We start from the raw sequence: 6,747 nt of genomic DNA, 5'->3' as shown, positions 1-6,747 counted from the left end.
ACCTTCTAGATATCGTTTTACTGCTTGTATTTTATCTTTTGAAGAAAATTTAGCCATAAAAAATGCACCTCCAATTGTTAATTATGTGTCTAACAATTGGGGTGCACTTCAGTAATGGTGGTCTTTTTTAAATTGGTAAGATTGTACTAGGTTGAGCAAAAAAATGGAACCGAAAAAGTTATTTCTAATGAGGATAGCCTTCTTATGATGAAGTTTCATTCAGTGAATCTGCAAGCAAACATAAAAGAAGGAAAAAATTACGATTTTACTTTACGTGGATATAGAGTACCTATACTTTCATGGTTTCCAAATTTAGATGGTGCCGAACCACAAAATTAGCACTATTCTTTAATAAAAAATCCTACTCATTTTTTAATGAGTAGGATTTTTTATTAAAGAGCTATTTCGTATTAATTTGTGCCATCATTTAATATGCTATTTTTAAATGATTTCCAGATTTGATGACTAATTATCTAAATTTCTAAACTCTATACAGCACTATCAATTAAACAATTATTAAATATATCTTCTATCTAAAACATCGTATTATCATTAGCTGCTTCACTTGGAATCTCTTGAATTACATCCCAGTGTTCGACAATCTTTCCATCCTTGATACGAAATATATCCACTATAGCAACTCCCTTATCTTGAGAATTAGTACGAGAATGTACATGAAGAGCAACTGTATCCCCTTCAGCTACTACACGTTTAATCTCTGCAGAGGAATTAGGATTTTTAACAAAATCCTCCTTAAAGAAATCCATGAAGGCTTTTCGTCCATCAGCAACAAAAGGATTATGTTGCTTATAATCTTCGCTAACATATTTAGGGATAATATCGATATTATGTTTGTTAAAAACTTCATTATAGAAATCAACTACCATCTTTTTATTCTTTTCATTTTCTTTTACTTCTTTTGATACAGAAGCGACATTTTCGCTCTTTATTGAGTTCCCTTTGTTATTACCGGTGGAAGCTTGATATACCAAAGTCGAAACTACTCCTAAAATAAATACAGAAATAATTGTTATGATTAAATTTTTCTCTAATTTCATATATACCTACCTCTTCTACTTAAATAAGTTTTCTTCTATAAAAAGCTTGAAGAAGGAGAAACCTTCCCCAAAATGTAATGTCAGGGATAATGTTAGGAATTTCATTTATCCTAACCTCCCCCTATACAAGGCATATTAGAAACGATTAACTCTAACTTAATACCTCATTAACAGTTGCACTGTCCACAATTTGAATAAACTTCTTAACCTTATCGTTCTCATCAAACTTATAAAGATGACAAAAATCTGCTACAAATGACTTCCCTGTAGCTTTATATGTTCCACTATATTTTCCATACACGATAACAGTATTGTTATTAAAAGTATAAATTTCATCTTTAGCACTATAGTCATCCCATTCCGTGCCAAGACGTTCATGTACGTTTTTCACTACTTCATCTGGACCTATATAAGTACCTGCATATGGAAACCCAGCAGCTTCTGTCCAAGATACATTTTCACTTAAATACGTTTTGAACGCATCCAATTTCCCTTCGCCAGTTAACACATACGTTTCATGTAATAGTTTTTGATATTTATTCATATCATTAACCCCAAGGTATTTCTTTTGTTACAACTTTTGCACTTAATTCTAATACACCTTTATTTGCATAGCCTGGATATGCTGCTTCAAGTTTTGCCACAAAATCTTTTGAAGTTCCACTTTCCTCAGAAGCTTGAACCGCCGTTCTTAGATAATCCATTGTCGCAGTAAGTGCTTGATTATTTAGGGATTTTTCGATTGATCCATGGCTAGGCACAATTATGTCAGCATGTAATGCTTGTAATACTTTCAAGTTCTCAATCCATGCCTCCATATCCGCTTTTGAGCTAGTATCCGCTAAGAATACATGTATTTCGTTAAATACATCAATACCACCAATTAATACTTTTAGTTCTTTATTAAATAGGCTAGTTCTGTAATGATCTAAGCCTACTAGTTCAAATGTTAACCCCTGAAAATCAATCGCTTTTTCTTTAAATACTTGAGGTAATACCACGTTACTTGGTGCATTTTCTCCAAGGGCGTCTTTCCAAACTTTTAATTTCCCTAAGACAGAATGAACGATATGTTCAACAGTAGACTCTGTTGCATACGCTATAGCTTCTGGGTAAACGGCTTTAATGCTCTCTAATCCAAAGTAGTAGTCTGGATCCCCATGAATAATAAAGATTTTATCTAGAGATAAGTTGTTTTTTTTCAAATACTCTACAATTTCTTTCGAATCAGATTGCGTAAATTTTGAGTTTATTAAAAATGCATGTCCTGCTTTCTCAACTAATGTTGCTGTGACCATAAAGCTTTTTTCGTCCGAACTAAACACCGTTAATTTCACATCTTTTTGATTTGTATCGATTGTTTTAAACATAGTATGTTATTCTCCTTTTGTTAAAGTTATTAACTAATTATCATATTTTTATCTTGTTCCGATAAAATCTCCCACTCCCATTTATCTGAAAGTGTAATAGTACTAGCGAATATTCCGGAGATCAATGTCAGGTGGCCTAAGATAACATGTTTGCTACTATATCCTAAATTTTCTTAATATAAATTTTTAAAACGCGCTTCAATTTTATCCGGCGTCATTACGCCACCACCAATAGGAATAATTTGATTATCCTTTTGTAAAAGTAATGAAGGATAGCTATTAACACCAAGCTGTCGAACTTTATTGAAATCATTTTGGACATCTATTATTGTTTCTTGAGCGTTTAAACGTTCTAACACTTGTTCAGGGTCCAAACCATGCTCGATTGCAATCTTGCGATATGTTTCAGGATCACTCAGACTTTGGCCCTCATAATAAAACGCTTTTTGCATAGCCGAAGTGAATTCTAATAAACGGTCTGGCGCTAATGAGCGTAAAGCTGAAAAGCCAATTGCAGCATCTTTCGAATTCATTTTAAAAGTCCCTTCCTCCACCAATTTTTGATATGAAGGACCAAATTCAGCACCTGTAAGTTGATTAATTCTTTTATTTCCTTCTTCTATATATGAGAAGTTTTTCATTGGTAAATTATCTAAAAATAACCCTCCACATAAAACCGTTAATGGTAATTCAGTGTGGTTTTTGTAAAATCCTTTAATACTTTCTGAAAAACCATAGCACCATCCACAATATGCATCCCATACGTAAATAAGATTATCTTGTTTCGTCTCCATTTAAATCTCCTACCTTTTTTTATTATCCAGCTCAACTAAATTTTTGGTTTATATAAGTACATATTTTTATACCTTGTTCTTTTTTAGATACCTTACTATATTTCCCCAAAACTAATATTTCCAAAGAAAGATCCACCAAGGTTTTTAACAAAAGATAACATTGCACCTTATTGCCCCGTAACAGAAAATACTAAAGCTTGGAATATGCATTGATTTGAATGTGTTAGTAACTTTCTACACCGGGTGGCAACGTATGGACCACCATCCTTAATTAAATATATAAATCATATTTTTAGCAGATATTAGTTGTAACTAAATTAATTACATCTTTATGTAACCATTTTAGTTACAACTAATGTAGAAGTCAATTCTTTTTTTCGAAAACATTAAATTTCTACATTATAAAGAAATTCTGTGTTAACTTGTAAAAAAAAGAGGAGCCATCTCCTCTTCATAAATAAACACTATTTAATTTGTTCCTTATACTCATGGTTAACAACTACATACCACTTTCCTGTATCAAATTTTTCTTTATTAATCACGTAAACTTTACTTTCTCTCATTACCTCCCCTGGTTTTAATCCCTTAGTAATACTAGAGGTCTCGCCTTTTTCAACCGCATAACTACTAGCTGCCAACACATCACTTTGGTAAGCATTATCATTTTCATCCACTAAATCCACTGATGGTAAAACGGCTAATTTCATCGGTTCGTTTGTGATATTTTTCCCTTCTGCTTCTACAACAATAAAGACATGTCCATCTTCAGGTTTTTGGAATCCTATACTCTCTTTACCAACCTTATCTCTTTCTACAACTCTTTTTACAGTTACATCAAATTTAGGTGTATGAAAATCCTTGTTTACAGCATACTCTTTTTCTTTTATTTTTGATTTCTCTTTTGCTTGTTCTGTATTTTTCTGCTTTGTATTTTCTTTCGTTTTCGCCTCATCGGTTGTTTGCACTTTCTTTTCTTCTTGTTTAGAATTGGTTTCTTTAGATTCTGAAGAAGTTTTGTCGGATGTATTGCCGCAACCAGATAAATTGAATACTAAAGCGCCACCTAAAATACATGTAGTAAATTTTTTCAACATCTCTTTTTATCCCCCAATAACACGATATGTAAATTCCTTACTTATCATAGCAAAAAACACGATCTTAAATTGTTGCATCTTGTCGAATGATTAAGAATAATCAATTGTTTTTATTACATATAAAAAACATGATCTTGATGTAGTACCAAGATCATGTTTTACGTTGATGTTATTTATAAAATACTTTATCCACATTATACTTTGCTTGAAATTCGTTAATCATATATGTTTCGTAAATTTCTCTTTCCATCGGATCTTCTACAATACATACATCAATACGATACACTTCATCACGATGATTTTTAATACTTTGTCTTACTTTACGTGCTTTCCCAGCATTATAGTTAAAGAATAAAGGGAATTATATGATAGGAGATACAAATATAGACAGTCGCTGACCATTAATCTACAACCAATCCCACACCCCAATACAAAAGAAAAAAGCACCAGGTCCCCCCTAGTGCTCTCCCTCTAAAACAAATGACAAGCCACCTCATGCCCTTTCGCAATCTCCACCATCTTCGGTACTTCCTGTGCACATTTTTCAGTGGCGAATTTGCAGCGCGTTCTGAATTTGCAGCCGGATGGTGTGTTTAGTGGGCTCGGTACTTCTCCCTCTAGGATAATCCGTTCTTTGCCAATGTTTGTTGGATCTGGTTCTGGCATAGATGAGAGTAGTGCTTGTGTGTATGGATGTGCCGGTTTTGTGTATAAGTCTTCGCTGTCGGCAATTTCTACTATGTTTCCTAAGTACATGACTCCGATGCGGTCTGATATGTGTCTTACCATAGATAGGTCATGTGCGATGAATAAATATGTGACTCCTGTTTCTTCTTGGATGTCTTGCAGCATATTTACGACTTGTGCTTGGACTGAGACATCGAGTGCTGAGATTGGTTCGTCACATAGGATGAAATCTGGTTTTACAGATAGTGCGCGCGCAATGCTGATGCGCTGTCTTTGGCCTCCGCTAAATTCGTGCGGGTAGCGATATAAGTGTTCTTCTTTTAAACCTACCTTTTTTAGCAGGTCTAATATGATTTCTTTTTGTTCTTCTTTTTCGTAAGAGCCGTGAATGTTCATTGGCTCGCTAATAATTTGGAATACATTCATTGCCGGGTTTAATGATGCGTATGGATCTTGGAAAATGATTTGCATTCGTTTTCGATATTCTTTTAGTTCACTTTCCTTTAAACTTGCGATATCTTTTCCATCAAATAAAACGTTACCTGAAGTGACATCGTGTAAGCGAATGATACTTCTTCCTGTCGTTGATTTTCCGCATCCAGATTCTCCTACTAACCCGAATGTTTCACCCTTTTTAATAGTGAAGCTTAAATCATCGACTGCTTTTAATTGCTCTGTTTTTCTGCCGAATAGTCCTTTTTTAATAGGAAAATACTTTTTTAAGTTCCGAACTTCAATTAAGTTTTCTTTATGCATGAAAATCACCTACCGCCCTATCGTTTAGCCAGCACATGGAACGTCTTTCGTTTCCGATTTCAAAATATGGTGGACGTTCTTTTTCACAAATGTCCATCGCATGCGGGCAACGCTCTGCGAACGGGCAACCTTGTGGTGGGTTTAATAAGTTTGGCGTTACACCTTGAATGGGAGAAAGTCTTTCTTTTACGCCGTTTGCGATTTTTGGCAGAGAGTTTAATAACCCTTTCGTATATGGATGATTCGGCGATTGGAAAATATCAAGTACAGGTCCTTCTTCCATAATAAGTCCGCCATACATAACGATAACGCGTGTACAGTTTTGTGCGACTATTCCTAAGTCATGCGTAATAAGAAGTAACGCCATGTTCGTTTCGTTTTTTAAGTTTTTCATTAAATCTAGTATTTGTGCTTGTATCGTTACATCAAGTGCTGTCGTCGGTTCGTCCGCAATGAGAAGGTCAGGGTTACAAGACATCGCCATTGCGATCATAACTCGCTGCTTCATACCTCCGCTTAGTTCATGCGGATATTGTTTCACCCTTTCTTCTGGTGAAGAAAGACCGACTTGTTTTAACAAGTTGACCGCGATTTGCTCTGCTTCTTTCTTTTTCACTTTTTGATGACGTATAATTACTTCCGTCATTTGTTTTCCAATTTTCACGACCGGATTTAGCGCTGACATTGGGTCTTGAGAGATAAGTGAAATTTGATTTCCTCTAATAGAACGCAATTCTTTTTCAGATTTAGAAAGTATGTTTTCATTATGAAAAAGGATTTCCCCTTCTTTTACTTTTCCTGGTGACGTAACGAGAGACATAACAGACTTCGCCATTACACTCTTCCCGCTTCCAGATTCCCCAACGATACCGACTACTTCTCCTTTATTTAAGCGAAATGTAACGCCGCGAACCGCTTCAACTTCGCCACTTTCTATGAAAAAAGAAGTCTTTAAATTTTTCACTTCTAGTAGTTTTTCAGACACGCT

At 34.7% G+C, this 6,747-nt stretch carries 8 protein-coding genes and 1 pseudogene; 1 reads left to right on the top strand and 8 read right to left on the bottom strand.

Annotated features, from left to right (window positions below; translation table 11 throughout):
• Positions 1-204 precede the first annotated feature (204 nt).
• Positions 205-339: a hypothetical protein gene (locus ACS2CR_RS26855; protein WP_000975275.1), complete on the top strand. Its 135-nt coding sequence runs from the start codon at positions 205-207 to the stop codon at positions 337-339.
• 194 nt (positions 340-533) lie between these two features.
• Here the strand turns inward: ACS2CR_RS26855 and ACS2CR_RS26850 are convergent, their stop codons facing one another.
• From ACS2CR_RS26850 to ACS2CR_RS26815, 8 genes and pseudogenes are all read right to left on the bottom strand, one after another.
• On the bottom strand, positions 534-1,058 hold the full coding sequence (locus tag ACS2CR_RS26850) for a nuclear transport factor 2 family protein (RefSeq protein WP_000764192.1): 525 nt from the start codon (positions 1,056-1,058) through the stop codon (positions 534-536).
• Between the two features lie 151 nt (positions 1,059-1,209).
• The gene (locus tag ACS2CR_RS26845; RefSeq protein ID WP_001046367.1) at positions 1,210-1,602 is read right to left on the bottom strand and encodes a nuclear transport factor 2 family protein; all 393 of its coding nucleotides are present in this window, start codon (positions 1,600-1,602) and stop codon (positions 1,210-1,212) included.
• 4 nt (positions 1,603-1,606) lie between these two features.
• On the bottom strand, positions 1,607-2,428 hold the full coding sequence (locus ACS2CR_RS26840; protein WP_016109322.1) for an MBL fold metallo-hydrolase: 822 nt from the start codon (positions 2,426-2,428) through the stop codon (positions 1,607-1,609).
• A 173-nt stretch (positions 2,429-2,601) separates the two neighbouring features.
• Positions 2,602-3,222, bottom strand: coding sequence for a DsbA family protein (locus ACS2CR_RS26835; protein WP_000448607.1), 621 nt, complete (start codon positions 3,220-3,222; stop codon positions 2,602-2,604).
• Between the two features lie 464 nt (positions 3,223-3,686).
• Positions 3,687-4,316 carry a hypothetical protein gene (locus tag ACS2CR_RS26830; protein WP_000913401.1) on the bottom strand — a complete coding sequence of 210 codons (630 nt, stop codon included), beginning with the start codon at positions 4,314-4,316 and terminating at the stop codon, positions 3,687-3,689.
• Positions 4,317-4,485: 169 nt separating this feature from the next.
• A pseudogene (locus ACS2CR_RS26825) lies at positions 4,486-4,671 on the bottom strand (nucleotide excision repair endonuclease); the annotation flags it as partial.
• Between the two features lie 116 nt (positions 4,672-4,787).
• Positions 4,788-5,759, bottom strand: coding sequence for an ABC transporter ATP-binding protein (locus tag ACS2CR_RS26820; protein WP_053512532.1), 972 nt, complete (start codon positions 5,757-5,759; stop codon positions 4,788-4,790).
• Entirely contained in the window at positions 5,752-6,744 is a 993-nt protein-coding gene (locus tag ACS2CR_RS26815; protein WP_053512533.1) for an ABC transporter ATP-binding protein, read from the bottom strand. Before ACS2CR_RS26815 ends, ACS2CR_RS26820 begins: the two co-directional genes overlap by 8 nt.
• Positions 6,745-6,747: the final 3 nt, after the last annotated feature.

The sequence above is a fragment of the Bacillus cereus group sp. BceL291 genome (assembly GCF_051776705.1).
GTDB lineage: Bacteria > Bacillota > Bacilli > Bacillales > Bacillaceae_G > Bacillus_A > Bacillus_A cereus.
This window is presented reverse-complemented; position numbering and strand designations above follow the sequence as displayed.

Bases quoted from the DNA above. Each gene is read 5' to 3' on its own strand.
- ACS2CR_RS26855 (WP_000975275.1), top strand. From the start codon at position 205: ATGATGAAGTTTCATTCAGTGAATCTGCAAGCAAACATAAAAGAAGGA.
- ACS2CR_RS26850 (WP_000764192.1), bottom strand. From the start codon at position 1,058: ATGAAATTAGAGAAAAATTTAATCATAACAATTATTTCTGTATTTATT.
- ACS2CR_RS26845 (WP_001046367.1), bottom strand. From the start codon at position 1,602: ATGAATAAATATCAAAAACTATTACATGAAACGTATGTGTTAACTGGC.
- ACS2CR_RS26840 (WP_016109322.1), bottom strand. From the start codon at position 2,428: ATGTTTAAAACAATCGATACAAATCAAAAAGATGTGAAATTAACGGTG.
- ACS2CR_RS26835 (WP_000448607.1), bottom strand. From the start codon at position 3,222: ATGGAGACGAAACAAGATAATCTTATTTACGTATGGGATGCATATTGT.
- ACS2CR_RS26830 (WP_000913401.1), bottom strand. From the start codon at position 4,316: ATGTTGAAAAAATTTACTACATGTATTTTAGGTGGCGCTTTAGTATTC.
- ACS2CR_RS26820 (WP_053512532.1), bottom strand. From the start codon at position 5,759: ATGCATAAAGAAAACTTAATTGAAGTTCGGAACTTAAAAAAGTATTTT.